This window comes from Roseivirga sp. YIW32, from assembly GCF_057219245.1.
This window is the reverse complement of record NZ_JBXVVG010000001.1, coordinates 13,548-38,540: the sequence shown is the minus strand read 5'-3', so window position 1 is coordinate 38,540 and position 24,993 is coordinate 13,548. Positions and strand designations below refer to the sequence as shown.

Genomic DNA, 24,993 nt, shown 5'->3' with positions numbered 1-24,993 from the left:
AAAGAGCAGAGGCGATTTCCATTAACGATTCAGCAATACCTTTTTTGTCAGACTATTGGAACGATAGGTCAATCTTACGATATAGACACCATTGGGAACAGGTTGGCCTAATGTATTCGTGCCTTCCCAAAAAAACTCGTTTTCTCCTTCAAATGCCAAAGACCCTGATGATAAATAGACCAATCGACCGGAGCTATCGTAGACCCTCAGTAAGGTAAAATCCGTTTCAGGCACCTCGAATTGTAAGGTCACAAAATCGTCAAAAGGATTGGGGTAAGCGTTAGAAAAGGTAAAGTTGTCCTCACCTCCTTGCATGTCATAGGGCAAGACATCTGACAGCTGCGAAGTGAACATCCCACTACCATGTGTTGCTACCATGATCTTTCCGTCATTTCTTCTAAAATCGATCATATTCACCACCACATTACCGATTTCCTCATGGCCGGCCTGAGACCATTCCGTCGATGCCCCTGCTAACCTTTGTGTAGAGAACAGACCAATACTTGTGCCCACGAAGTATTCCGAACTACCATCGGTTTTCGGTACGATCGTTACCCAGCGAACCGAGGGGCCGCTTCCAGATCCATCGGGGTTTTCTTCTAAGGTGCCAGAAACATCAGTGTAGGTTTGTCCACCATCTTCAGTTAAGAAGAGACTAGGAATATTGTAGTTGGAAAAGCTCACCAAGACACGGTCCGCATCTGTGGGGTCGATGGCCAGGCTTCGAATGTAGCCGTTTTGGGGGAAATCAGTATTTGTTACCTCTCTTACGACGTATTCTTCTCCATTCGCTGCATCAATGCGAAAGAGTCTTCCACTATTGGTTCCATAATAGACAATATCCCTAGGCACCGTGGCGACCTGCACAGCACTGATCACCCCTTCGTCCAATGCGGTTCGATCCAATCGCGTCCAATTGGCGGAGGGTGGCGAATTGGTGCCGGCAGGGATTTGGGATAAGTTTCTGTTTCGCCATAAAAAACCTCCTCCGGCCAAATACATTTTGTTGCTATTGTTTGGATCGAGTACATACGGATTGATGAACAAATAACTTTGTCCGGGATCACTTCCTCCGCCTGCAGGATCTACTCGAGCAAAGGACGTGATCTCAGCATTGTCACCAAGCGTCAATCGGAAAATTCGAGAGTTTTGAAAACTCATGTAGTAGTAGACACCGAAACGAGAGCTCGCCGTGTACGCTCCATCTCCTCCCAATACACGAGTACCATTGGGTCCACTCGGATTTACTGAATTGATCGCCAAAAGAGTACCATTATCTTGGGTGCCTCCAAAGACAAAGTCATCAGGAGGAAATTGACTAATCGACCCCGCATAGAATTGCGTAGTCACGAAATCATTATTCCTACGTGTATAAGTTACCTCTTCGGCCAAAATATCTTCTGTACGAAAAACACCACCGTCGTTTGCACTATACGCCGCATTCTGAGCAGATGGAATAAAGACAAGTTCATGCTGATCGGGGTGATGATTAGGATACAAGCTGCCGTCATCTTCCACGGGATCGTAGCCTCCGATCCATTCGGTATTGTCATTACTTCGAAAACCATCCGTGCTTCTGAAGAGGTTTGTTCCTCCCAGAAATACCACATCAGGATTCGTCGGATGCACTTTGATCAGCATGTTGTAACTTTCCTGTGAATCGACACCGCCCAAGCCCCCATCGCTTACTGGTAAATTTTCCGAAAGGTCTCTTACTTCATCCGTCAGCCTGTTGTAACTCCTAAGCCCATAGCCTCTTTGGCCATCAGTGAAAAAATAGATCAGGTTAGGATTTGATGGAGAAGAAGTGATCTCTGTCCGCCGATTGATCGTAAAACTCATTGGAAAGATGCGTACCCAGTTGATCCCATCATCTGAGCGATAGACTCCTGCCTCCGGTGCCAGCACATTCGAGTTGGTCACGCTACTGAGGCTGGCATAGAAGGTGTTATCGCTAGTGCGGTGAATATCTGTATAAAAGATAGAGTTGATCTCATTAAGGTCCGCATTAGGTGGTAAGTTCAACAGGTCACGTCCTAATACGGTAGTCCAGGTAGCCCCTCCATCAGCCGACCTCACCACGCCTCCCCAAATAGCTGCCAACACCACATCATTGCTCTCGTCCGGGTCTGTTTCCAGGTCCCAAACGTATTGCAATGGAGAGCTAAAGGTAGTCGCTAAACGTGCTTTAGTAGATGGCAATTGGGTCCAAGTAGCTCCGTTATCGACCGACTTAAAAATACCATCCCCTCGGAACGGCGCACCAGCTGCACGAGTCGAATTGCCTACCAACTCACCTGTTCCATAATACCACACACGCTCTCTTCCGGGCCTGATGTCTTGGGCTATGGAAGACACGCTATGAATTTGTTCGTTGGTAGTTGCTTTTTGCCACGATTGACCGGCATCAACAGACTTCCACATGCCACCAGAGACACCACCAGCCAATAAGGTGTTTTCATTGCGTACGTCGAGAGCAAAGGCTCTGGTTCTGCCGCCAAAATTATTTGGCCCAACAGCAAGCCAATCTAAATTGGCTGTAGCCGCGGTGCCATTTACGGATTGAGGCTTCGGCCTAAGTTTTTCTTCACGCTCGAGTTCCTTCGAAAAGGCCAGCTCCAATTGCCCGTAATTGGCAGGGATTTCCCCGGTCCTAGGATCTGCTAGCATTTCCTGTTCATAAGCCCACCGCGACTGAAGGTCTTCTCCTTCATTTTCAATTCCCGCTTTTGGCTGAATGATCTGATCGGCCGCCTCTTGCTTCACTGGAAGTGCCAGAGGGACGAACAGAGCCAGGAATACATAGGCTAGAAGTGCTAAAAGAAGAATTTGGTGTTTTGGCTTTCGCATGGTGCTAAATAAGTATCCCTTCAATTATAATTGGCATAATGGCCTCAATTAAAATGCCAATTCAAGACTTTTGTTTAACATCCTAGAAATAGATTCATTGTTACCCACCAAAGTACTGACTTTATCAAATGCCACCCAACGAAGCTCCATAGACTCATGGTTCTTACGCAATAGCATGGAGGCATCACCTTGGAACAGGTAGCGCACGTCGTAGTGATCGTGAGCAGGCACCTCTCCCTTTGCCGGTATTCTATGGATATCCAGGTCAAAGATTTGTCCCATCACCAAGGTAAATTCACTGCTGCCTGACTCTTCTTTCAATTCACGAAAGGCAACCTGCTGCATGTCACGTTGCCCATCGGCATGGCCGCCAAGCTGCAGCCAACGGTTCAATTTGGCGTGATGGGTCAGTAACACCATTTGAGCTTGAGGGTCGACCACCCAGGCTGATCCTGTAAAATGAGCATGAAGCAAGGAGCGATCAAAACAATTCTCAAAAGTCAGAAGTGACAGCATTCGTTCCTTGAAAAGGATCTCTTCTTTGTCCTTTGGAAAGTAAGCTGACAAGGCCTTTTCAAAAGGAGTGTTCTGTTGGTTAGAGTTCATCTGTGATGATCACATTCGCTTTGTTCAGCTTTTTTTCTTCCAGCTCACTAATGATCTCTCCACCCCCTATGTTGGTCATGTCTCCTTTTCTGACGATGACGTAATACGACTGAGCATCTAATTTTTTGAAGGTGACCCTTCCTTTATCATCTGTCAACTCAGTGGGTTGTACTGGGTTTGTCTCTTTGGTGTAATCTTCTTTGGAGGCATAAAGGGTGACCTCGGCCTCAGGAACCACATTCCCCAACTTATCAAGTACCGTGATCCTTAGTTTGGTATTAAAAATTTGTGCTTCCGCATTAGTTGTACCAAGGAATAGTCCTGTAAAAAGCAATAGTCCAATGAGTGTTAGTCTTTTCATGATCTTTAGTTTGATACTAAGTTATTAAATAGTTCTTCAAATGGTTCTGCCTTGGCGTATAAGCGGTCTTGATAAACGTTGGCCATTAGGCGCATATAGCTGGGCTTTCGGTTCACAGAAACAAACTCAATAATGACATTACCATAGCGTTGATCGATTTGCTCTTGGTCAAAATCACTCGTTTGAGGTTTTAAATACCATTTTTCAATGGTTTCTTCATAGGTCTCCTTATCTGAAATTCTTCTATCGCCTTGAGCTAATTTATAGCCCATGCTCAAGACCTGATCCTTGAAGTAATCGAAAAGGAACTTGAAATTTGCGGGGGTGAACAGTTGGTTGTATGTGATGGCAAAGCCGTTGGCATATTGAGAGTCCAAGATATGCACCTTCATCGCCGATTCAATTTGTTGTCTCTTCAAATGGTAGGCCCTATCCAAGTCCTCGATCAAATGCTTTCGTGCCGAAGAACTCTCCCAAGCAGCATAGGCTGCAAGCTCTATTTCAGATCGTTTGAGCAATTCTGTGACCACAGGCTGTTTCGGCGGCTGCTTCTTGAACAATTTATTGTATACGTCTTCGAAAAAAGATCTATCCATCACTAGTAATACTCCAACCAACTTCAAATGTTATGGCGAGATGGTTTTAAATATCCGAAATCATCGTAATGCAATTCTCCATGGTCGAGCAGTTTGGCTAATACTTCTAGAAAAAGCGCCTTTTTCCGAGGGTCAAGCATCTCTACCAATTCCTCGGTTTTTACATTGATGGGCTGATGAAGGGTATTCAAAATTTGTTTTTTGTAATGACCGAGGTACTTTTCGTCGTCGTGGTGCTGCTTTGCACGGAGGCAATTGTCACAAACGCCGCAACGATCATAAGCGGTCTCTCCCAAATAAGCCAACAACATGGCCGTACGGCATTGGTCTTCCTCGTGCAAATAGGAAATCACCGATTCGGCTTTGCTAAGCTTCAGTTTTCGCCTGGACTCTAGCCTGTGTTGATCAATCGGTAACTTTTCTGCTGCTTGTTTAGGGATCAAAAAACTTAAGCGTGGCGAATCGGATGAACTTTGATAGTCAACCACTTGCGATTGCATCAAAAATTGAAGCTGCTGCTTGACCACGGCGGTGGTCGCTCCAAGCAGACCGGCCAGTTCCGTTTCATTGATTTGTACCTCTCGTTGGTAGAGGTCTCCTCCATATAACCGTAACAAGCTTTTGATCAATGGGTCTAATGCTGCATTGGCGATTTGAAATTGATAAAGAGCCGTAGAATCAAGTAACAACTTCAACCTGGGTGGAGAAAAGAAGGCTTCTGTCAAATGAATAATTCCTTCCTCTTGCAGCATTTTCAATGCGTTATAAATCAGCAATGGATGCTTCTGAAAACGCTGAGCAAACTCTTGGTGATCGAAAGGAAAAGCTTTCTCAGGTAAACTGCCATTGGCCAATTGGTAAAAATTACCCAACATTTGATACACCTCTTTGATCACGGAGAGCTCAGGCATGGCATTTTTTAACCGTTCCCTCAACTGTTCAATATCGCGCTGGTTACATATGGTGACGGCAAAGGCCTTTCGTTCATCGCGACCTGCTCTTCCTGCCTCTTGATAGTAGGCTTCCAGATTATCTGGCAAATCCATGTGAATCACGAGCCTGACCTCTGCCTTATTGATGCCCATACCGAAAGCATTGGTAGCGACGATCACACGCGTGCGACCATAAAGCCAATTGTCTTGCTTAGACGTCCTTTCCTGATGACTCAATCCGGCATGGTAATAATCCACAGAAATATGATGCTGATACAACCAATGTGCGATTTCCTTCGCTCTTTTTCTGGTATTGACATAAACAATGGCCGACCCTTCGATCTTTTGGATCACCTCAAGTAACTTTCTGTCCTTATGTTCTTCAAACCTGACCGCATAACTCAGGTTAGGCCGTGCAAAACTCTTCTGAAAAAAGGCTCCTTTGAGAAGCAGTTTTTCTTCAATTTCTTTCTTGACTTTAGGGGTTGCCGTAGCCGTAAGCGCGATCACCGGCACATCCCCTAGCAATTCCCTGAAATTGGCGATCTCTAGGTAAGCCGGCCGAAAGTCGTATCCCCATTGTGAAATGCAATGCGCTTCGTCGACCACCAAATAGGAGATACCTCTTTTTGCGATCACCTTTTTCATCCGCTCTTGGAAGAGCTCTGTCTTCAATCGCTCGGGAGAACAATAAAGAAACTTCAAATCAGAATTGGAGGCATTGTCCAATAAGTGATCGAGCTGACGTGAAGAAATACCAGAGTGTATGGCATGGGCACTAATGCCTAGCTGGTTTAATTGTGAAACCTGGTCCTTCATCAAGGCAATAAGCGGTGAAATCACCAGGCAAAGCCCCTCCTTCATTAAGGCCGGCACCTGGAAGCATATGGATTTACCACCGCCCGTTGGTAACAAAGCCAAGACGTCCTGATCGGCCAAAGCGGCTTCGATGATCTCTTGTTGAAGAGAACGGAACTTATTGTAGCCCCAGTACTTGGCCAATATGTCCAGTGGCTTGGTCATGAAAGAAATTTACGAAAGCTCATGCTGTTTTCTACCAGCTGAGCTTTTCTTTGTTCAGGAAAGCGGCAATTCCTTTTTGACAGTCTGAAGTAGCCCGAGCCTCGGCGTTCTGTTCTGCCGCATGATTCAAGCCATCCATTAAGGACATTTCCTGCACCTCAGCAATCATTTGTTTGGTCAACTGCATCGATTGCCCCGAATTCTTTTCGATGAGCATTTGAGAAAATGCATGCACCTTTTCATCCAGTTTTTCGGCAAGTACTACCTCATTGATCAAGCCAAGGCCTTTTGCCTCTTCTGCACTATAAAGGGCACCTGTCAACAACAATTCTTTGGCTTTCCCCTCTCCTATTTTCCTCAACAAGAATACTTTCACAATGGCCGGGATAAAGCCAATACGCACTTCGGTGTAACCAAACTTTGCATGCTCAGCGGCAAAAGAAAAATCACACACCGTGGCCAAACCACAGCCACCGGCAATGGCATGCCCTTGGATCTTGGCGATCACCACTTTCGGGTGCGTATAGATCTGGTAGAAAAGCTCCTTTAAATGTGAGGAGTCCGCTAAATTCTCCTCGTAGGTATTCTCTTGCAATTGTTCTAAATAGGCCAGGTCCGCCCCAGCGCAAAATGCCTCTCCAGCCGCATCCAGCACGATCACTTTGGATTCATCCTTTGCTGCCTGTTCAAATGCACCTTTCAGCGCTGTGACCATTGCCGCATTCAGCGCATTCCGTTTTTCTGGCCTATTGAGCGTGATTGTCGCAACGCGATTGTCAAGTCTGTATCTTACCAATTCCATAGTTTACCATGTCTTCATAAAAAAACCACTCTCCCTGATCGAGTGGATCTGGTCGTCCTCTGTTTCCTGCAGAAAAGCACCAGTTGCATTCGAATTTAGCACAAATTCCTTGGCTTCAACAATGGAAAGAGCATCTGGAGTTGAAGAGATACAGAGGTCCCAGCTGATCTCAGTGGGTAGTTGAGTCAGATCGACTCCCTTATCCAACACCAACAACTTCATCCCTTCAAAAACCAATACCTGCCCCGCCGCAAATTCATAGCGAGGTACAGACAATGAAGTCGCGTCATCCTGATTGTCCAAGCCGTGAACACGCTGATAAGGAGCGACAATAAATTCCATCAGATCATTGTCCTTCATCAAAGTCGAATCGATGACTAAATGACCTCTATTGCCTTTTCGAAAGTGAATGGCTTGTTCATTGGGGATATCAAACACGATCAATTCACGCTGACCAAAGGTCGCCAACTGATTCGCAAGACGATTAACGCCAAACCACATGCTTAAGAAAAGTGCCGCATAGATCATTCGAAACTGCCGAAGGGAGAAAAAAAGCACAAGACATGCCACTAACCCATAAAGCAAGAGGGTCTCAGTTCTGGTAAGGTAGATTCCATTCAGCTGGCCTAAGGGTAAATTACCGACTCCTGTCACTAAGGCGTTGGTCAACTGAATCAAAGTAGAGAGCACCAACCCAATCACACTGGCCACGGCTGGCAGGAAGCTAGCAGTAAGGAGTAGTAACCCGAGAAAAAGTATCAAAAAAGCAGCCGGTATAGCGAACAGATTGGTCAATAGAAAATACGTCGGGAACTGGTGGAAGTAATACAAACTCAAAGGGGCAGTGGCCAACTGAGCAGCCAGAGAAACGCAGGTGATCGCCCAAAGCTTATCCACGATAGGATGTTTAAAGGCCAATAATTGGTAAAACTTGGGTTGTAAATAGACAATCCCAAAAACCGCTAGGTACGACAACTGAAACCCGACACTAAAAAGTAGTTGCGGATCGATCAAAAGGAGAACCAAAGCCGATGCCGCTAAGGCATTGTAAATGCTGGACCTCCGCCTGATCGCTTTCCCAACCGCCACGAAACTGAACATGGTTGCTGCCCTCATTACTGAAGGCGACATGCCCGTGAGTAGGGCATAACAAAGCAAAAGTATAATGGAGAAAACGGGCTCTATCCATCGGTATTGTCTAAGGCGAAAAGGCAACTGCCGATAGAAGATCGAAAAGATCCAATAGATCAACCCAACATGAAGCCCAGAGACGGCTAAGATATGCATGGCCCCGGAAGCGGCATAGGCCTTTGAAAGGGTGGCGTCAAGTTCTCTCTTCTCGCCCAAGACCAAAGCCAACGCGATACCAAAAGAACGATCATCTTTCACGTACTTTCGCAAAATTGATTCTGCCTGAGAACGGAAGCGGTATGACAGGCGCCACAACCCGCTCACAGGAGCATGGCCCACCGGATGAACATTCCGTTCAAAGTGTTGAAAATGTATGTTTTGGAAGCTGAGGTAGCGACGGTAATCGAAAGTAGAGGGATTGGTAGGCGCTTGGGTACGTTCAGGTGCAGCACCCACCCAGATCAGGTCTCCTCTTTCTAGACCATCTCCTATGATCGTATCGGTATAGAGCAACACTTTACCCTCTGCAGTAACCCAATGCCCCTCTTGGTATAAACTAAATACATTAGCTTCGAGCTTATCACTTTTTTCCCTCCGCTCTGGCCAAGCGGTTAGCATGGCCTGGTAAGCCTCCACCTCATCCAGTTCCTGGTTGACCAACTGATCAGGATCAGAGGTTGCCAGAGACAGTTGAAGCCTATAGCTTCCTAAAAAAATGAAAAGTAAAAGGGAGAGAAAACCAAAAAACAGGTTAAATCTGAGGGAAAAGCGCCAATTGAGCACAAAAAGAATGGTCAGCAACAGGCCGATCACAACTATGGCATTGCTTAAAAAAAAACCGGTAAAATGGCTAACTGTGATGCCCGCAGCAAGGCATAGCACTAGGCGTAGCAGTGGAAATTGTTGAAAAAACATGTGTGTGCTTTATCGAATGTACAAAATTCGATAAATACACGCTAGCCTACCTTCTTCTGCATTTCAAAGTGATCGATACCGGCTTCTTCAATTAGTTCACCGATTTTCTCAAATCCAAAACGGGTGTACAAGGGCATGGCCGCAAGTTGTGCATGGAGATAGAGCAAGGTGCCTGAAGGATGTGCTTTCTTTTCAATATGACCAAGGGCCGTTTGTACCAATCGCTTGCCAACGCCTGACCCGCGTTGTTCTTTGATAACTGCAAAACGCTCAAGCTTAATTCCCTTGTCTGTGATGCGATAACGGCAGGTTCCAACGGGTTGGTCGTTGATGTAGGCGATAAAGTGGATGGCCTCTTGATCCAAACCATCAAATTCTTCATCCACCGGACAAGCTTGTTCTTCTACAAAAACCACCTCTCTGATCTTGAAGGCTTCTTTTAATTCTTGGTCTGTCTCAATTTTTTTTACTCGAATCATCTTGGTCGAAGTGTTTATCGTATGCTGCTATAATTTGCTTAACTAATCGGTGACGTACAACATCTTTTGCACTTAGTTCTACGATAGCGATGCCTTTTACGTTTTGTAAAATACGGTAAGATTCGATTAAACCGGATTTTTGTCGATGAGGCAGATCGATCTGCGACTGGTCTCCGGTCACAATCACTTTAGAATTTGGACCCATTCGGGTTAAGAACATCTTCATCTGCATGGCCGTTGTGTTTTGTGCTTCATCCAACAGAACGAAAGCATTGTTTAGGGTGCGTCCACGCATATAGGCCAATGGTGCAATTTCAATGATGTTGTTTTCCTGATAATATTTCAATTTTTCTGCCGGGATCATATCTCCCAAGGCATCATAGATGGGTCGCAAATAGGGATCGATCTTTTCTTTTAGGTCACCAGGAAGAAAGCCCAAATTTTCTCCAGCCTCAACGGCTGGCCGGGTAATAATGATTTTTTTAACTTCTTTGTTCTTCAATGCCCTAACCGCCATGGCAACGGAAATGTAGGTTTTTCCTGTTCCCGCCGGGCCTACAGCAAAGACCAAGTCATTTTCCATGACCGCATCGACGAGCTTTTGCTGATTGGGTGTCTTGGGTTTGACCATTGTGCCTCGAGAGCCATAGACCAATGGATCCTCTTCCTGATGATCCAATTGGGCAGCCTCTTTGCGCAAAAGAGAGCTGATCTGTTCTTCAGTGATCTTACCATATTTATGGTAAATAGCGATCAAGTCTTGTACGACTTCATTGATCTGTAGAATCTCCGAAGCGCTTCCCTTAATGAGTAGCTGATTTCCCCTAGAAACGATCCTACTCTTTGGAAAAGCCGATGCCACCGCTTTGATGTTCTGATTGCTGACGCCCAGAAAATCGACCATAGCGATATTTTCAAGTGTGATGAGTTTTTCTACCAAATTTGCTGATGGATTTAGTGAATTGCTTTAGCTTTAAATTTGAAACCTTGCAACACAAAGCTAGATAAAAACCTAAATATCACTCATGCCCCTGATCACTTTCACATCTGATTTTGGAAATAGTGACCATTATGTGGCTTACGTGAAGGCTGCCCTGTTTTCTGAGCGCACCGACCTGCCTCTCATTGACATCAGTCATGACGTTAAACCGAATGATGTTTCACACATGGCCTTTGTCATTAGTTCCGTTTTTAAGGAATTCCCTTTGGGCACAATTCACTTCATCGGTCAAGATGATGAATTAGGGTATTTCATTGCCTTTGTCGAAGGTCATTACTTTGTGGCGCCAAACAATGGGGTGATGAGTCTGATCGCTGAACGCCGGCCTGATCATATGATTGCGCTACCTCCAACGAAAAATCCGTTGAAAGGTGCCGTTCAAGCTGCTGTACAGCTCGCCAACGAAGTTCCCGTAGAGGGCCTTGGCACACCATTAACTCAGTATAAAGAATTCTCAAAACGAAAGGCGCGAGCGACTAAACGAGAGATCAGTGGCCATGTGATTCACGTTGACCACTTTGGAAACCTCATCACTAATATTGAAAAGACTGATTTCGACATCCTAAGCAAGGATAGAAATTTTACCATCCAGTTTAGCCGAGAAAAACTTCATCAGGTGCATGAACAAATGAAGGAGGTAGAACCGGGAGATGCCTTCGCGGTATTCGACGACATGAACCGTTTAGTAATCGGGCTTTATCAAGGAAACGGTGCCCAATTGCTAGGATTATCGTTTGACAGTGCCATCATCATAACCTTTGAAGACTAATGTTGATCAGAATCGTACGCATGACCTTTAAGCCCGAAGAGGTCGGGGCCTTTTTGGAACTCTTTGATCACTCGAAAGAGCAGATTCGCAACTTCCCGGGCTGTCGCCACCTTACCTTAATGAAGGATTACCACGAGGACAATATTTTTTCTACCTACAGCATTTGGGATGATGACGAAGCCCTGAACAACTACAGGCATTCAGCGCTTTTTGAGAATGTTTGGATGGCAACAAAAAGAAAGTTCTCAGCTAAGCCCATTGCCTTTTCAAATCTTGAGTACATCAAGGTGGAATAAATTGATTCTTCGGTATTGGATAATCAAAAATCTTTGTCCATTTTTGCCCTCCCAATTTCAATCAAGCCTTGGTGGCGGTCCCGATAACTATCGGGAGGTGGACGCTTAGGAGAGAATGCCTTGGTGGCGGAATTGGTAGACGCGTTGGTCTCAAACACCAATGTCTTCGGACGTGCCGGTTCGACTCCGGCCCAAGGTACAAAGGAGGCTTCTTCGGAAGCCTTTTTTATTTGCCCAACTTTATTCTGCAAATGCAATCCCAATTGATTCGAAAAGCCACTTTTTCTCGCTGCAAAACCTATCGCTATTTGCTCGAACGCACTTGGGACGAAACCAAACCCAAAGTGCTCTTCATCATGTTAAATCCCTCTACCGCAGATCATCAACAAGATGACCCGACCATTCGTAGATGCATCGGATTCGCCAAAGAATTGGGTTACGGAAGCTAGTTCTCATCATCCGTGGCTTTCTTTTTCTGTCTTCGTTTATTTCGTGCATAGATGCCCGGTAAATTTTCTAACGAATAAGTGATGGAAAACACATGCGAATAAGGCGATTCAGCTACATTCCCAATGTCTGTTAAGGCATAATCGATCACAAATTCATCCAGAACTATGCCCATTCCCATATTCGGCTGAAAGGTCCAGTAGGTTTCATTGGTCAAGTTCTCGAGTGCACTGAATTCTTTGACACGCTGAAAATTACCCACACCCATTCTTAAGTAATACTTGTCTTGATAGTCCAATTCCAGACCTACTTGAGGTTCGATGGATACGGTCTTGGATTTGACCAACACATTGCGCCGACCGTCGAAGGTAAAGACGAGGTCAGCTGAAGCGAGAAGACCAAACTTATCATTGATCTGGAAGGGTCTGGAAGCACCAGCGATCATTTTCGGCAAGGTCAACTCAAGTGAATTACTGGGGATTTCATTGTTTGTCTGATTAAAGACCTGCTGCAATTCAGCTTGCTCTATCGTCCATGCGTTAAATGTAGTGGTCACATCCCTGATCATCAAGCCAAAGTCCCAGTCATTGTAGCGGTACTTAGTGGAGACATCTACTCCAAAGCCTCAGGCCCCGGCAAAATCTCCAACTTTACGCCGAATGATTTTGAAATTGACACCAAAAGTCAATCCGCCTCCATCGGCAAAGCTCTCTCCCGAGATCAGGCTAACTCCCCTCGCGTAGGAGAAGATAAAGGCAACATCAGAAGCTGTGAAAAAATTAATGTTGTCATAATTCAAACGACCATTGGCATCAAAAAGCATTCGCGTATCCGGAATGTCATCTATCCCCAGACGAATTAGCGACAGGCCAATGTGGCTATCCGTATCAATGGCCATTGCGGCTCCGATGTAATCGTAATTGGCCACGCCAGCAAAGTAGGCTGCATGCTGCGCAGCAAATTAGTACTTGAACTCAATATCGGTCAGTGCTGCTGGATTCCAGTACACAGCCGTTACATCATTCACAGCTGATGTCATGGCATTAGACATGCCAAGCGCACGTGCTCCAACACCGATGGCCAGGAACTCATTGCTGTATTTTGGAGAGGACTGCCCGCGCAGTTGGTGTCCCAGCAAAAAGATAGGGATGCACAACACCCCTATAAATATTTTAAACTTACTGTTCTTCACTGAATCCTATAGACAATACTACACCAAGAGGCGCTCGCAACCTACCCAAAAGGCGTAAAACTTAATTCTTTTACAAAAAAATTCCATTTTTTCTGCATTGCCAAATGCGCGCTTTAAATAGGTGCAAAGCCCATTTTATCTCAAAATATTTCCCTCAACCCAATACAAGGTAATGTTTTTTATACAGTACTATGCAACACATAGTACCTTCTTTCGTATATTTGCATAAGGTTAACAACTTAATTATCAAAAAAAGAGGGGATGAAATTAGAAAACACTCAAATCCAAATGCGCAAGGGCATTCTCGAGTTTTGCATTTTGCAGATCATTTCTCGAGGAGAAGTCTACGCATCGGATATGCTGGAAGAGCTGACCTCCGCACAAATTATGGTCGTGGAAGGAACGCTCTACCCCCTGCTAACGCGCTTACGCAAGGCAGGATTGGTCGATTACAAATGGGTAGAATCGAGTTCTGGTCCACCAAGAAAGTACTACACCATTACGCAAACTGGGACCGAATTTTTGGAAAGCCTCCAATCCACTTGGCATCAATTAGTGGATTCAACAAGTCAAATCATCTCAAAAAACAACTCTAGTCAACAGTCATGAAAAAGAACATCAGTATCAATATTAGCGGCATCATTTTCCACATTGAGGAAGACGGATATGACCTTCTGAAAGGTTACCTCGATGCAATCAGCCGATATTTTGCTTCCTATGAAGACAACGACGAGATCGTGGCTGATATAGAGGGTAGAATTGCGGAGATCTTCTTGGACAAACTCAAGGAGGACAAACAAGTCATCTCCAAAGAAGACATTGAATCCTTAATTCAAACCATGGGTCAAATCGCCGATTTCGAAGCCATGGAATCAGAAGAGGACCTAGGCGCTGCCAAAGAGGAAAAGCGTTCAAGTTCAGATCGAAAGGAAAAGCAACAGGCCAATGCGAGCACGGGCAGAAAACTCGAACGCGATACACAGCGCCAATTGATCGGCGGCGTATGTTCAGGCCTTGCTTACTATTTCAAAACTGACCCGATTTGGGTAAGGGGGCTATTCCTTGCCCTACTTTTCGGGGGTGGCATTTCGTTGATCGTCTACCCGATCCTATGGATCGCTTTGAGTGGAAATGATCAGCTACCGGAAAATGATGCGGTGAGAAAACTCTACAGAGATCCCGATGATCGTGTGATCGGCGGGGTATCAGGAGGGCTTGCCAAATATTTTAGAACCGATGCCCTTTTGTTCCGCATACTCTTTATCGTATTTGCCTTTAGTGGTTTTGGTATTCTCGCTTACATTGTCCTTTGGATCATCACTCCAAAGGCCAATTCGCTTACAGACAGAATGCAAATGAAAGGTGAGAAAGTCACCATTTCTAACATTGACACGACCATCAAACGAAAAAAAGAAGAAGAATTAAATCCAAAAGGAGAAAACACATTTACGAAGATCCTTCTCTTTCCATTTCGACTGATCGCTAAGATCTTCGCTGGTTTAGGAAGGGCCATTGCTCCACTTTTTCTATTCCTCGTGGCAGCACTGCGTGTTTTCACAGGGGGTATTATCACCATAATAGCCATTTCCGTTATGTTCTCTTTGCTGGTATCAGCGGGTGTCCTATTTGGCATGTACAATGGTGATTGGTACATGTGGGATCCGGAGTTGACCTACTTCCCTTTCGAAGTATTTCAAAACACCATACCAGGAATTGGTGTGCTCTTCTTACTTGTAGCGGTATTCATTCCATTCCTTTACCTGTTCTTAGCAGGAATCACGGTGATCGCCAAAAGAAGAGTGATGAGTTCATCCTTCGGCTGGAGTGTATTGGGCATTTGGATGATCGCCATTTTTGGATCGTTTGCCATTCTTCCGAATGTGGTAAGAGATTTTAGAGATGAAGGCGTTTACCAGGAATCTGAAAACCTCAGTATCTCAGCTGACACCTTGGTGATCAAAGTGGATCGGGTGGACAATGAATACGAGAGCTTTTATGGATACAGGACGTCTCGAAATATAGATTATGACGCTGAATTTGCAGATTTAGATATTCGTCCAAGCACGGACGGTCAATTCAGTATCAATAAGCGCTTCAGGGCACGTGGCAGAAACCCAAGGGTAGCTGAAGAACATGCGCAAGAAGTTACTTATGACGTCAGGCTGGAAGGAAATGAATTGATCTTTGATAATGACATTACCTTCCCGAATAGAGCAAAATTCTATTTCCAAGAAGTGGACGTGGACTTGTTCATTCCGATCGATCAGCCCTTTAGAATCGACCGAGAGGCCAGAACCTTGATCAGGTACTTAAGCTATGGATATAGCTGGTGGGAGATCTCTCGCAACGTCTGGATGTTCGATGAAGACCGACAGCTGGTTTGCCTTTCTTGTTCTGCAGAAAATGAAGTGATCGAAAAAGAAGAGGGACAAGTAACTTCATTTGACGAATTCCACAGCTTAGAGATCTACCGAGAATTCGATGTTGATTTTGTTCAATCTGACGAATATAAAATTGAATTAAGTGGTCCTTCCTACTTGGTCAAAGAAGTCAAACTCAAACAATTCAAACAGAGTGTCGACATCCAAGCCTCTTCTTCTAGGGCAAGTTCAGACCAAAATTGGAATCGTGTAAAAGTAACGGTCTACACGAATGACCTTGAAAGCATTAACCTCAGACAAGGAGCTGATCTTGATTTACGCGAATTCAATGCAGACTTTTTAGTGGTGCGCATGTATGATAATTCAAGACTAGCCATTGAAGGAACAATTGATGAATTGGAGATCTACGCATTTGGTTCAGCCAGAGCAGATCTGGTGGTAGACTCAGAAAAGGTAAAACTTCATTTCACTGATGAGAGCAGGGTCTATGCCTATGACGCGAACATTAAAGAAGCCGATGTGGATACCGAATCAGAAGCACGGGTTCGCATTTCAGTGTCAAACTACTTGAGGGCAAAAGCAGACGGGTTTTCGTCGATACGCTACAAAGGTGAACCCAATCTCGACATCCGCGAGCAAGGGCGCAGCGCGAGCATCAGCAAATACTAAAAAATATGGCCAGATTCTCTGGCCATATTTGTTTGATTCCTAGTCATTTACATTTCTTACCTGAGGAAAAGCAACTAAATTTGAAAAAAATCATCTTTAGGATGCAACGTTTTTAATCATTCGCTCATCTTACCCATGAGTCAACCAAGACATGCTTCAAATCAAAAGGTCAACAACTGAAGAGAAGCTCATCGCAGCTTGTCGAAAAGGAGATGGAAAGGCACAAAGGGATATTTACGAAAAGTATTCCCCTTTGATGTTCGCCCTATGTGGTCGCTACATCGGACAAGTCGATGCCGCTGAAGATGTGTTGATCTGCGGATTCACCAAGGTTTTTCAGAAGATTGACCAATTCAAAGGTGAAGGAAGTTTTGAAGGCTGGATCCGTAGGATCATGGTCAACGAAGCGCTTTCGCACATCCGCAAAAACAAAAGCATGTACTTGGAGGTGGAGATTGAATATGCAGAAAGAGAACCGGATTTCGGATTGCTTGCCGGTCAGTTGGAGGCAGAAGACCTTCAAAAACTGATCGACAAACTTCCTAGCGGTTATAAAACCGTATTCAACCTCTATGCCATTGAAGGGTTCTCCCACAAGGAGATCGCTGATCAATTGGAGATCAGTGAAAACACTTCAAAATCGCAATTGAGTAGAGCTCGCAAGCATTTACAAATGATGCTTGTGGAGACAGAGAATTACATGAATGATAACGCATTGAGCCATGAAGGATAATCACCCAATAGACAGTCTATTCCGCGAGGGTTTGGTTTCCCAAAAGATGACCCCACCCGCTAATGCCTGGAGTGCCATTGAAGCCAATGTACAAAAGAAGTCAACCAAGCGGGGTTTTATTTTCTACCTGGCCATTGCGGCTTCGGTAAGTTTAGTCTGTGCCTTCACTTGGACGTCGCTTACAACTCAGCAGACAACCAGTGCTATTCAAATTGCTGAAGTGGCTAAAAACCAACCCGAATTCAATGTAGATCCAGTAAACAAACCCGGAGTCCTTCATGCCCAGGTGACTGGCATATCGAAAACGACACAACCAGCTCCTCTAAGTAATATCGACGACAGCATAGAAAATAACAGACAAGTGGTATTTGTCGCTGCTCTCGATAAACGACCACTTGATTTGCTAATGACCGATGCACGGATTCCACTAAGCAGCGATCTTCGTTTTGATTTACCTACCTATACCGATGTTGTCCCCGCATCAAGCGGCTTGAAGTTCAGCTTCATCAAAAGTTTAGCTTCTGTAGCAAGAGGTGTAAATGATGGCAAAAAAGCCTTCAACAGCATGCGCAAATCAAAGATCGACTTCATTAATGAAGAGCTCAACTTCGATAAATCTGAAGAAGTTTCTAAGAGCGAAGCAACCATCGAGCAAGATTCTCCATCTAAAGAGAAGTAACAACAACTCAAAATAACTGAATATGAAAATTTCTACTAAGCTACCCTTGGTACTATTACTGATATGTCTTGGTACCGGTCTCAATGCACAGAACTTCTTCGACATTGAACTGAACAAAAACAACAACAAAGCGATCTATACGCCTGATTACAACAACCTATTGAAAGTTGAGCATCAGCCTTATTACAGATCGTTTGAAGAAAAGCAAGAAGTGGCTACTTCTGCTTGGGAAGACATGCCCATCGACAAATACTACCCTCGACGAGGAACACGAAATTTTGTCAATTTCTACCTGGGCTTGAATAATTACCTTGAAAACGACAAGTTGCCTTCGTCAAGCGAGTTGTACAGCCTGAACCCAATCAACTCTTGGTATGGCGGACTAAATTTTGATAACATCACGCATGTATTCAGCGTGCTTTACCTTGATTGGGGAATTGGAGCAAGTGTGCAAGAATTTGCCTTTGAAAACACGCGCACCCGCCTCGACATCACAGACACCGGAATCAACTTCTTTGAGCAGCCTGACATCAAAGGAAGAAAAAGTAAGATCAAAATGTGGCATCTCAATGTCCATATGGTCCCTACCCTTGCCTTTGGTCGATACGATGCCTTCAGAGTTGGATTTGGGATGTACGGTGGCTATCGCCTTGACAGCTCTGTCATCTACAAATACGACGACGCGAATGGAAACAAACAAAAAGAGAAAAATCGCGGACGATCAAACCTCAATCAATTTCGTTACGGGTTCAGAGCCACCATGGGCTGGAATTTCTTTGACATCTTCTTCAACTATGAACTCACTGATCTTTTTGAAGACGACATCAACGCTCCAAGATTAAGCCCTGTCACATTTGGTTTCATATTTTAATCAACAGAACACATGAAAAGATTCAAAACAACAGCAATAGCCTTTCTCTTAATGATCTTCAGCATTCAAGCTGCACATGCACAATTTGGTTGGAGATGGAGTAGTAACTACCAATTTGATCGAGTAGATACGGTCATCAGTATCCCTAAACGCGGCGTGAATAAACTGTACATCGACGATGATAATTTTTACCTCAGAACAGGCTTTCTCGGAGTTGAAGTAGAGGTGGAGGACAACTGGGATAGTTGGGACTATTGGGATGACAACGATGGTGACGACTGGCGAAACAAAAGACGTAGAAGATCGAGGGATGTTGAGTATTACCAACAACATGATCATGGAACGCTTAGAGACCTGAACTTCGAGATCGGCATCAACAACTGGTTAGAAGATGGAGAATTTCCAAGCTCTAATGACTTGTATCAGCTTCGTCCGATCAACTCTACCTTCATTGGCCTGATCTGGAACCACACGACTTATTTGAGCGGACCTTTGTACCTCGATTGGGGTTGGGGATTCAATTGGTACAACTTCAAATTCGAAAACCCGCGCACTCGTCTAGACCCGAGTGGTGGTGAGCTGAATTTCTTTGAAGACCTAACCGTCAATAGCGCAAAGAAGAGCAAGCTGAAAGTCACCTATCTCAATTTTAATCTGGTCCCAGTCTTTGACTTCGGCCGAGGCAAACGCCTTGTAAGGCAATATGAAGACGATGATGTGCGTGTTGCCTTGAGTGCTCGACGCGGCTTTCGATTTGGAATTGGTCCTTATGCCAGCTTGAAATTAAGCCAAAAGGCAAAGTACAAATACAGCAACGATGCAGGCAATCAAAAAGACAAGGACAAAGGTGGGTTTTATATCAATAATTTCCGTTGGGGGCTAAGAGCGCAAATCGGTATTGACCGTTTTGATATGTTCATGACCTACGACATGGCACCGATATTCGAAGATGGAAATGGGCCGGCCCTGAGCCCTATAACCCTAGGCGTCGTATTTTAAGTTATTCAGCACCCCGTTTTTCAGCGGGGTGTTGTTTTAATACCCAATCCTTCTCCTCTCCTTTCAAGTGCAATAGGCGTACAAAGTAGTGCCCACTGGGTCGATTGGAGGTCATGAGTAACAAGAAAACAGTGAACACAATAGCATAGATCATATCACCTTTGTCGTAAAGCCCATAAGCACCAATACCCGCACCAAATGCCCATAAAAGATTCCGCACTATGATCGGCTTACGTAAGAGCTGTAATTTGACGTCCAATTCTTCAACCCCCTCAAGGCCCTTGAGCACATCTCTTTTCCAGGTGAGTACCGTACGCATTAACACATAGGCTACCCCTACGAACATCACCGCATGAAACATAAAATCAGGTTCCTCGAAGAATACCGAACGCAATTCTCCCGCTCGCTCCTTCTCTAAAAACACCCAACCAAAGGCAATCAATGGCACTGCCAATATTAAATACACGACGGCCTCCAACCTTTTGAAGTAGCTCTTTTGATCAAATTCCTCGTTTTCCAATTTCACCATGGGCACATAATTTCACCGAAACAATCGCTTGCTAACGAACGTTAGTATGTTTACATTTGCTTCGATGGATATTGTAGCAAAGAAAAGCCGAAAAGCTCAAATTGAAGAGAAAGCTACAAGACTTTTTCGAGAAAAGGGCTACGCAACCACATCGATGCGCGACCTTGCACAGGTTTTAGGCATTGAGGCAGCAAGTCTCTATTCACACATAAAGTCCAAAGAAGAGATCTTACAAAAGGTCTGCTTCCGTATGGCAGATGAGTTTTTTGATGCTTGGAAAGCTGTTGAATTAGCCAATTCGAGCTATGCTCAACAGATGGAAAAAGCAGCCTTAGCACACGTAAAGGTAATTACAGCCAATACCGATGCATCAGCTGTCTTTTTTAATGAATGGCGGCATTTGAGTGAACCCTATTTGAGTGATTTCCTCAAAATGAGAGATGACTACGAAGGAAGGTTCATTGGCATCATAGAAAAGGGCATTGCCGCAGGCGAATTTCAGTCTGTAGATGCTAAATTCATGATGTTAGCCATTTTGTCATCCCTTAATTGGACACATACCTGGTACAAACCTGAAGGTACGTTAAGTCCGGAGGAGGTTGCAAAGAAATTATCAAACATGATATTAAACGGTTTAAAGAAATAAAATATGTACGGAGGAGGACAAGTTTTCGAAGCAATGAAATCAACGGCACTAGCCGATGAGGATCCGGTAAAACTAGCGGAATTCGAAGCTCGAATTGAACGTGGCGAAAAGATCGAACCAACCGATTGGATGCCCCAGCTCTATCGCAAGCAATTGATCCGAATGATCGAGCAGCATGCACATTCCGAGATCATCGGTGCTTTACCGGAGGGTACGTGGATCACACGAGCCCCTGGATTTAAAAGAAAATTGGCCTTGATGGCCAAAGTGCAAGACGAAGTAGGTCATGCGCAATTATTGTATTCTGCAGCTGAAACATTGGGTAAGCCGCGTGAACAAATGATCGAAGACCTGATCAGCGGTAAATCAAAGTATTCTAACATCTTCAATTATCCAGCTTTTACTTGGGCAGATTCATGCTTTATTTCTTGGTTGGTCGATGCCGGAGCTATCGTAAACCAATTGGCCAATTCCAAAGGAAGTTATGGACCTTATTGCAGAGCATTGGAAAGAATTTGTGCTGAGGAATCCTTCCACTTGAAATATGGCCATCACTGTGTGATCCACATGGCGACTGGCACCAAAAAACAACGGGATATGATGCAGGCAGCCATCAACAGATGGTGGGCACCTATGATGCACTTCTTTGGTCCTTCGGACAAGATCTCAGTGCACTCTGAGATCCTCATGAAGTGGAAAGTGAAAATGGCATCCAATGACGAGTGCCGTCAGCAATTCCTCGACATGTACGTACCAAAGATCTGGGAATTAGGCTTAACCGTACCAGATGAAAACCTCCGCAAGAACCCTGATACTGGGGAATGGGAATTCACTGAACCGGATTGGGAAGAATTCAAGCGAGTCATCAATGGAGATGGCCCGTGCAACAAAGAACGTTTGGCTGTGCGCAGAACAGCTGAAGAGAGAGGACGTTGGGTACGAGAAGCATTGCGTACACCAAAGTCAAACTACGTAACACCATTGGCTTAACACTTTTTCAACTATGTTAGAATCACTCGATCCACGTGTGAACAGGCTTTATCTACCCAACGATTTTGAGCAGCCCATGCCTGGCAAGGAACTGCTCGATCAACTGGAAACCTATGAAGCCTTTGTTCAAATGAAAGAAAACAAACCGTTTGAACACGTGGGCATTGTCCATGCACCTAATGAGGAAATGGCGTTTCTTTTTGCAAAAGAACAATACAGCCGTCGTGGGGTATTTTGCACGGCCATTGGAGTGGTAAAAACAGAGAATGTCAAAGTGAGTGCATTTACTGATAATCAAACCAGTGTTTATGATCTTCACACCGAGCAGCCTTCAGGAAAAGAAAGCACTTCGTTTGAGATCTTCCATTTGTTGAAAAGAGGTAAGCAACACAAGCATGCAGGCAGCGTCATGGCGAATGACTATGAAGATGCCATCGCACAGGCGAAAACGGCTCTCGATTTGAGCAAACCTGTCTATAACATTTGGGTAGTCAAGACATCAGATATTTTGGCAACGGATGAAGACGACCGCGATATCTGGGACACCCTTCCAGAGAAAAAATATCGCGATGCCATTGACTACAAAGCAGCCGATAAAATCAAAGCATTCAAAGAAAGACAAGGGTCATGAATACAGCAGCATTAAAAGAATTACTTTACAAAATGGCTGATGATCAATTGATCCTTGGCCATCGAAATTCTGAATGGACAGGGTTTGGTCCACTGTTAGAAGAGGACATTGCCTTTTCGAGCATGGCACAAGATAAGATTGGGCAAAGCTGGCAACTGTTCAAAATCTTGTATGAATTGGGTGAAGCAGAACCCGACATTGTCGCCTTCACGCGAAACGCCAATCAATTTCATAATTGTCAATTGGTGGAATTGCCCAATGGAGAATATGATTTTAGCCTGATTAGACACTTCTTATTCGATACAGCTGAACTTGTCAGGTTCGAAGCCTTGGCAAACTCCAGCCATGTACCTTTGGCAAACCTGTCGAAAAAGATCAAGGGAGAGATCAAATACCATAACATGCACGCCAAAATTTGGGTCAAACAATTAGGCAGTGCAACAGAAGAAAGTATTAGCCGACTTCAAGGCTCACTTAACGAAGCTCTTCCTTATGCTTTAGGTATTTTCGAATTGTCTGAATTAGAAGATGAGTTGATCCAAGAAGGACTTTTTGTTGGAGAAACCGCTATTCTACAAGAATGGAAAACTCGAATTGAAGAGATCATCGCACAGACCTCACTGACACTTCCTGCTTGGAACAGTATTGATCCTATACTTGGTGGAAGAAAAGGAGAACACACCAGCAATTTGCAGCCGTTGCTGGACGAAATGTCTGAGGTATTCAAAACAGACCCCACAGCCGAGTGGTAAACCAACAAACTATGCCAACAGAAGATCAAATCAAAGAATGGTTAGACGTAGTGAAAGACCCAGAAATTCCGGTCTTATCGCTTAACGACCTTGGTGTGATCACGGGTATAGAGACGGGTGAAAATGGACATGTGCGTGTCAACATGACCCCAACCTTTGCCGGATGTCCTGCCATGGATGTGATGAAGTCTGATGTTGAAGAAGTACTCAAGGAAAAAGGAATCAACGATTTCGAAGTCAACTTAAGCTTTGATACCCAGTGGAATTCAAACATGATCTCTGAAAAAGGGCGAAAAGCACTGAAGGAATTTGGCTTGGCACCTCCACCTATGCATGATCTCATCGTAGACATCGACATCATTGAGCATGCGAAGTGTCCTTACTGTGACAGTGAAAATACCGAGATGAAAACGCCTTTTGGACCTGCTCTTTGCCGATCCATGCATTATTGCAACAATTGTCATCAGGCCTTTGAGCAATTCAAGCCTCTTTAGTTTTTCAAATCTCCAACGATCAAGTAAGCGATCAGCTACTGACTAAAAAAAAGCTTGATCAAATCGAGCTTTAATTTTTTATCCAATTTCGATGACCACATCATCGGTGAGTGGATGACTCACACACGGCAGTACATAGCCTTCGTTGATCTCCGCTTCGGAAAGTCCTTCATCCTCGATCATTTTCACCTTACCTGTTAAGCATTTCCCTCTACAGGCCGTGCAAAGTCCACTCTGACAAGAGAAAGGCAGGTCAATGTCTTCTTCCAGTCCTTTTTCTAGAATGGTCTCATCAGGCTCAACGGTGTATTTGTATTCATCTCCGTCGTAAATGATGGTCACCTCTCTAGCCACAATGTCTTCCGATACAGGTTCGTTGACGGCCTCAGAAACGAAACTCTCTTTATGGATCTTGTCTGAAGGAATGTTCAGCTTGGTTAATCCATTCATCACCACATCCATCATGGGACCAGGTCCACACATGAAACACTCTGTAGCTAGAGTAGCCCCTTCGATCACCTCGCCGATGATGGATTCATTTATTCGGCCAGTGTGACCTGTCCAGTCAGTTGGCGCCTCTTCCAACACATGAATCACCTTGAATCTTTCGTCCTTCGCTAGTTCTTCAATGGCTGTTTTGAAAATGATGCTTTGGTCATTTCTATTGGCATATACCAACGTAACCTTTGAGTTAGGCTCTTCAGCTAGGGCAGACTTGGCAATCGAGATCAACGGTGTGATACCACTACCTCCACCAAATAGAATCAGCTCCCTTGCGTTATCGGCCGAAAATTCCGTCGTGAAATTCCCTAAAGGATCCATGAGCAACAATTCGTCACCAGCGTTTACATGCTCATTCAAATAATTCGATACTTTCCCTCCTTCAACACGCTTGACAGCAACCGCCGGAAAATCATCTACCACCGGTGATGAACATAAAGAATAAGACCTTCTTTCTTCCTTTCCGTCAACAGTGACGGCAATGGTAAAGAACTGTCCTGATTTATAGTCTACCTTCACTTCAGGGGCAAAATGAATGCTTACTGCATCGGCAGTTTCACGCACCACTTCTTTCACTTTCACCTTTTTGAATCCGGTAGGAATTTTTTCTTGAGTATCCTTCTTCTTGAATAATCCGAACGCCATAATTTCCTCAGTTTGTACTTTAACCAATTGAGAAGCCAAGGGTTTTCCTTAGACCCAATTAATCGTGCAAAAGT

28 protein-coding genes and 1 tRNA gene are annotated in these 24,993 nt (G+C 44.6%); 15 read left to right on the top strand and 14 right to left on the bottom strand.

Annotated features, from left to right (window positions below):
• Window positions 1-21: 21 nt before the first annotated feature.
• From AC2D6U_RS00205 to AC2D6U_RS00165, 9 genes are read right to left on the bottom strand one after another with little or no spacing between them, the layout of a single operon-like run.
• Window positions 22-2,850: a T9SS type A sorting domain-containing protein gene (locus tag AC2D6U_RS00205; protein WP_484718919.1), complete on the bottom strand. Its 2,829-nt coding sequence runs from the start codon at window positions 2,848-2,850 to the stop codon at window positions 22-24.
• Window positions 2,851-2,898: 48 nt separating this feature from the next.
• Window positions 2,899-3,456, bottom strand: a complete 558-nt coding sequence (locus AC2D6U_RS00200) for an NUDIX hydrolase (protein WP_484718918.1) — start codon at window positions 3,454-3,456, stop codon at window positions 2,899-2,901.
• Window positions 3,446-3,817, bottom strand: coding sequence for a carboxypeptidase-like regulatory domain-containing protein (locus AC2D6U_RS00195; RefSeq protein ID WP_484718917.1), 372 nt, complete (start codon window positions 3,815-3,817; stop codon window positions 3,446-3,448). The genes AC2D6U_RS00200 and AC2D6U_RS00195 overlap by 11 nt, the downstream gene beginning before the upstream one ends.
• A 5-nt stretch (window positions 3,818-3,822) precedes the next feature.
• Window positions 3,823-4,413, bottom strand: a complete 591-nt coding sequence (locus tag AC2D6U_RS00190) for a hypothetical protein (RefSeq protein WP_484718916.1) — start codon at window positions 4,411-4,413, stop codon at window positions 3,823-3,825.
• A 23-nt stretch (window positions 4,414-4,436) separates the two neighbouring features.
• Window positions 4,437-6,368: a RecQ family ATP-dependent DNA helicase gene (locus AC2D6U_RS00185; protein ID WP_484718915.1), complete on the bottom strand. Its 1,932-nt coding sequence runs from the start codon at window positions 6,366-6,368 to the stop codon at window positions 4,437-4,439.
• A 31-nt stretch (window positions 6,369-6,399) separates the two neighbouring features.
• On the bottom strand, window positions 6,400-7,170 hold the full coding sequence (locus tag AC2D6U_RS00180; protein ID WP_484718914.1) for an enoyl-CoA hydratase/isomerase family protein: 771 nt from the start codon (window positions 7,168-7,170) through the stop codon (window positions 6,400-6,402).
• A gap of 3 nt (window positions 7,171-7,173) precedes the next feature.
• Complete coding sequence (locus tag AC2D6U_RS00175) at window positions 7,174-9,216, bottom strand: ComEC/Rec2 family competence protein (protein ID WP_484718913.1); 2,043 nt, start codon at window positions 9,214-9,216, stop codon at window positions 7,174-7,176.
• A 41-nt stretch (window positions 9,217-9,257) separates the two neighbouring features.
• The gene (locus tag AC2D6U_RS00170) at window positions 9,258-9,695 is read right to left on the bottom strand and encodes a GNAT family N-acetyltransferase (RefSeq protein ID WP_484718912.1); all 438 of its coding nucleotides are present in this window, start codon (window positions 9,693-9,695) and stop codon (window positions 9,258-9,260) included.
• Window positions 9,673-10,635, bottom strand: coding sequence for a PhoH family protein (locus tag AC2D6U_RS00165; protein ID WP_484718911.1), 963 nt, complete (start codon window positions 10,633-10,635; stop codon window positions 9,673-9,675). Before AC2D6U_RS00165 ends, AC2D6U_RS00170 begins: the two co-directional genes overlap by 23 nt.
• A gap of 85 nt (window positions 10,636-10,720) precedes the next feature.
• Here AC2D6U_RS00165 and AC2D6U_RS00160 point away from each other — a divergent pair, with 85 nt between their 5' ends.
• From AC2D6U_RS00160 to AC2D6U_RS00145, 4 genes are all read left to right on the top strand, one after another.
• A complete protein-coding gene (locus AC2D6U_RS00160) occupies window positions 10,721-11,464 on the top strand; it encodes an SAM hydrolase/SAM-dependent halogenase family protein (protein WP_484718910.1) in 744 nt (247 codons plus the stop codon).
• Window positions 11,464-11,760, top strand: a complete 297-nt coding sequence (locus AC2D6U_RS00155) for a putative quinol monooxygenase (protein WP_484718909.1) — start codon at window positions 11,464-11,466, stop codon at window positions 11,758-11,760. The genes AC2D6U_RS00160 and AC2D6U_RS00155 overlap by 1 nt, the downstream gene beginning before the upstream one ends.
• A 117-nt stretch (window positions 11,761-11,877) precedes the next feature.
• Window positions 11,878-11,959 (top strand) — tRNA-Leu (locus AC2D6U_RS00150).
• A gap of 52 nt (window positions 11,960-12,011) precedes the next feature.
• A complete protein-coding gene (locus tag AC2D6U_RS00145; protein WP_484718908.1) occupies window positions 12,012-12,209 on the top strand; it encodes a DUF1643 domain-containing protein in 198 nt (65 codons plus the stop codon).
• Here the strand turns inward: AC2D6U_RS00145 and AC2D6U_RS00140 are convergent.
• Genes AC2D6U_RS00140 through AC2D6U_RS00130 form a run of 3 tightly spaced genes read right to left on the bottom strand, consistent with a single transcriptional unit; the run spans window position 12,206 to window position 13,399 of the window.
• Window positions 12,206-12,775 carry a hypothetical protein gene (locus tag AC2D6U_RS00140; protein ID WP_484718907.1) on the bottom strand — a complete coding sequence of 190 codons (570 nt, stop codon included), beginning with the start codon at window positions 12,773-12,775 and terminating at the stop codon, window positions 12,206-12,208. The genes AC2D6U_RS00145 and AC2D6U_RS00140 overlap by 4 nt on opposite strands.
• 57 nt (window positions 12,776-12,832) lie before the next feature.
• Window positions 12,833-13,135 carry a hypothetical protein gene (locus AC2D6U_RS00135; protein ID WP_484718906.1) on the bottom strand — a complete coding sequence of 101 codons (303 nt, stop codon included), beginning with the start codon at window positions 13,133-13,135 and terminating at the stop codon, window positions 12,833-12,835.
• A gap of 33 nt (window positions 13,136-13,168) precedes the next feature.
• Window positions 13,169-13,399, bottom strand: coding sequence for a hypothetical protein (locus AC2D6U_RS00130; protein ID WP_484718905.1), 231 nt, complete (start codon window positions 13,397-13,399; stop codon window positions 13,169-13,171).
• A gap of 261 nt (window positions 13,400-13,660) precedes the next feature.
• On the opposite strand from AC2D6U_RS00130, the gene AC2D6U_RS00125 reads away from it, so the two are divergent.
• From AC2D6U_RS00125 to AC2D6U_RS00100, 6 genes are all read left to right on the top strand, one after another.
• Window positions 13,661-14,008, top strand: coding sequence for a PadR family transcriptional regulator (locus tag AC2D6U_RS00125; protein ID WP_484718904.1), 348 nt, complete (start codon window positions 13,661-13,663; stop codon window positions 14,006-14,008).
• The gene (locus tag AC2D6U_RS00120; RefSeq protein WP_484718903.1) at window positions 14,005-16,449 is read left to right on the top strand and encodes a PspC domain-containing protein; all 2,445 of its coding nucleotides are present in this window, start codon (window positions 14,005-14,007) and stop codon (window positions 16,447-16,449) included. Before AC2D6U_RS00125 ends, AC2D6U_RS00120 begins: the two co-directional genes overlap by 4 nt.
• 151 nt (window positions 16,450-16,600) lie before the next feature.
• Entirely contained in the window at window positions 16,601-17,182 is a 582-nt protein-coding gene (locus tag AC2D6U_RS00115) for an RNA polymerase sigma factor (RefSeq protein WP_484718902.1), read from the top strand.
• The gene (locus tag AC2D6U_RS00110) at window positions 17,172-17,861 is read left to right on the top strand and encodes a hypothetical protein (RefSeq protein ID WP_484718901.1); all 690 of its coding nucleotides are present in this window, start codon (window positions 17,172-17,174) and stop codon (window positions 17,859-17,861) included. Before AC2D6U_RS00115 ends, AC2D6U_RS00110 begins: the two co-directional genes overlap by 11 nt.
• A 22-nt stretch (window positions 17,862-17,883) precedes the next feature.
• The gene (locus AC2D6U_RS00105; RefSeq protein WP_484718900.1) at window positions 17,884-18,732 is read left to right on the top strand and encodes a porin family protein; all 849 of its coding nucleotides are present in this window, start codon (window positions 17,884-17,886) and stop codon (window positions 18,730-18,732) included.
• A 12-nt stretch (window positions 18,733-18,744) separates the two neighbouring features.
• On the top strand, window positions 18,745-19,731 hold the full coding sequence (locus AC2D6U_RS00100) for a hypothetical protein (RefSeq protein WP_484718899.1): 987 nt from the start codon (window positions 18,745-18,747) through the stop codon (window positions 19,729-19,731).
• 1 nt (window position 19,732) lies between these two features.
• On the opposite strand, the gene AC2D6U_RS00095 is transcribed toward AC2D6U_RS00100, so the two are convergent.
• Window positions 19,733-20,260 (bottom strand): hypothetical protein, encoded by a 528-nt coding sequence (locus AC2D6U_RS00095; RefSeq protein ID WP_484718898.1) that lies wholly within the window; start codon window positions 20,258-20,260, stop codon window positions 19,733-19,735.
• A gap of 46 nt (window positions 20,261-20,306) precedes the next feature.
• On the opposite strand from AC2D6U_RS00095, the gene AC2D6U_RS00090 reads away from it, so the two are divergent.
• From AC2D6U_RS00090 to paaD, 5 genes are read left to right on the top strand one after another with little or no spacing between them, the layout of a single operon-like run.
• Window positions 20,307-20,906, top strand: coding sequence for a TetR/AcrR family transcriptional regulator (locus AC2D6U_RS00090; protein ID WP_484718897.1), 600 nt, complete (start codon window positions 20,307-20,309; stop codon window positions 20,904-20,906).
• A gap of 3 nt (window positions 20,907-20,909) precedes the next feature.
• A complete protein-coding gene (gene paaA / locus AC2D6U_RS00085; RefSeq protein ID WP_484718896.1) occupies window positions 20,910-21,896 on the top strand; it encodes a 1,2-phenylacetyl-CoA epoxidase subunit PaaA in 987 nt (328 codons plus the stop codon).
• A gap of 13 nt (window positions 21,897-21,909) precedes the next feature.
• Entirely contained in the window at window positions 21,910-22,527 is a 618-nt protein-coding gene (locus AC2D6U_RS00080; protein ID WP_484718895.1) for a phenylacetic acid degradation b, read from the top strand.
• On the top strand, window positions 22,524-23,279 hold the full coding sequence (paaC, locus tag AC2D6U_RS00075) for a 1,2-phenylacetyl-CoA epoxidase subunit PaaC (RefSeq protein ID WP_484718894.1): 756 nt from the start codon (window positions 22,524-22,526) through the stop codon (window positions 23,277-23,279). Before AC2D6U_RS00080 ends, paaC begins: the two co-directional genes overlap by 4 nt.
• A gap of 11 nt (window positions 23,280-23,290) precedes the next feature.
• The gene (gene paaD, locus AC2D6U_RS00070; RefSeq protein WP_484718893.1) at window positions 23,291-23,773 is read left to right on the top strand and encodes a 1,2-phenylacetyl-CoA epoxidase subunit PaaD; all 483 of its coding nucleotides are present in this window, start codon (window positions 23,291-23,293) and stop codon (window positions 23,771-23,773) included.
• 78 nt (window positions 23,774-23,851) lie between these two features.
• Here the strand turns inward: paaD and AC2D6U_RS00065 are convergent, their stop codons facing one another.
• Window positions 23,852-24,919: a 2Fe-2S iron-sulfur cluster-binding protein gene (locus AC2D6U_RS00065; RefSeq protein ID WP_484718892.1), complete on the bottom strand. Its 1,068-nt coding sequence runs from the start codon at window positions 24,917-24,919 to the stop codon at window positions 23,852-23,854.
• Between the last annotated feature and the right edge of the window lie 74 nt (window positions 24,920-24,993).